Source organism: Photobacterium lucens, assembly GCF_009873615.1.
Taxonomy (GTDB): domain Bacteria; phylum Pseudomonadota; class Gammaproteobacteria; order Enterobacterales; family Vibrionaceae; genus Photobacterium; species Photobacterium lucens.
In genome coordinates this window covers 1-1,283 of the sequence record NZ_SSMG01000086.1, presented here as the reverse complement: position 1 = coordinate 1,283, position 1,283 = coordinate 1, and the positions used below count along the sequence as shown (strand labels likewise).

Sequence of the window (1,283 nt, the reverse complement as noted above, 5' to 3'; positions counted from 1 at the left end):
CGTCAAATATCTATCATTAAATATGTCAATAAAACGGCAGTCATATTTTTAACACCTAGACTTGAAAATAAAAAGCCAGCTTATTAGCTGGCTTTACCTACTCAATAAATTGTTTATAGCTTAACCCAAGCTTCTGACCAAACATGACTTTCTGCTGGTGCATAAGATGCTTGTGAATACCATGCTGTATATGACCATGACACTGGTAAACATTACCGTCTTTCGCTGATACTTTATCACCCGCTTGGTATACTGTTCCTGCAACATAGGTAGGTACATCACCAATCTCTGGCTCTTCAGGATCGACAACGGGTGGAATTGGCTCAAGAGGTTTGATAACACTTACAGTAAATGCATGTTTATCTTCTGCTGCCCAAACTTTATTTGCCAAAAGATCCACAGTATTTAATTCATGCTTACCAGCATCTGTATTCCAAACACCAACTGCACATAATAGTCCGTCAGTAACCACTTTCTTCACTAGCAATATTGCTGTAATCTTTCGTTAGTGCTGCGTTTTCATTTTTTGGGTAAATGGGTAGCCACCATTTTCAGCAAATAAGATACGGCATGCTTGGTTTGGCGCCTGACCACCCCAGTAGTTCCCATCAGCATCACAAATTACAGTACGAGCAGGTGGAAATTCAGACCAACCGTGAGCATTAGCTGCGCTGATTGCAGAAAAGTTCGCAATCGCAAATGCGACAGACATTGTTATTTTGCTAATTATTGAAGACTCTTTTTATTCTCTTTATTTTAGTTACCGCTAATAACCACGCGTCAATGTGTATAACAGAAGAAGGTCGTTATTGCTTTATAAAAATGTACAATGCATTTATATCTATGGCTTGTTTTACAACATCCCCTTTCCGGTCGAAATTTATATGGGAATAATCCTAAAGAGGATAATTAATATTTCTTATTAGCATAAGAAAAATGATCCACAATGGATAAGTTAATGAAATAAAAGAGATAAAACCAATAGATACGGCGAATGACATATATCTTGTAACATTTGACAACATTAACAATTACTTGTAACCCATTAAATTTACACTAAAAAGTGCTATCACATACTGATATGGTATGTGCTAAGGTGGATTTAAATGCACTTAAATGTGACTGTTTTTTCTCGCATGTTCTTGTTAAAAATGTATATAAAGCGATCTTGTTCGCAAATAATCTATTTTCGTTTTATATGCCGTTACTAAAAGATATTTAAAAAATGAGATTTAGTTACAAAGATACTCTCTATTTTTCGTGCCTTATTTAAAAACTTAAGT

At 35.2% G+C, this 1,283-nt stretch carries 2 protein-coding genes; both read right to left on the bottom strand.

Features of this window, described 5'->3' with window-relative positions:
- Positions 1 to 97: 97 nt before the first annotated feature.
- Positions 98 to 481 carry a hypothetical protein gene (locus E5A76_RS20585; RefSeq protein WP_237459223.1) on the bottom strand — a complete coding sequence of 128 codons (384 nt, stop codon included), beginning with the start codon at positions 479 to 481 and terminating at the stop codon, positions 98 to 100.
- Between the two features lie 24 nt (positions 482 to 505).
- Positions 506 to 712 carry a lytic polysaccharide monooxygenase gene (locus tag E5A76_RS04865; RefSeq protein ID WP_237459225.1) on the bottom strand — a complete coding sequence of 69 codons (207 nt, stop codon included), beginning with the start codon at positions 710 to 712 and terminating at the stop codon, positions 506 to 508.
- Positions 713 to 1,283: the final 571 nt, after the last annotated feature.

What these genes read in the sequence shown, in the direction of transcription:
- E5A76_RS04865 (WP_237459225.1), bottom strand. Translation starts at nt 712, where the DNA reads ATGTCTGTCGCATTTGCGATTGCGAACTTTTCTGCAATCAGCGCAGCT.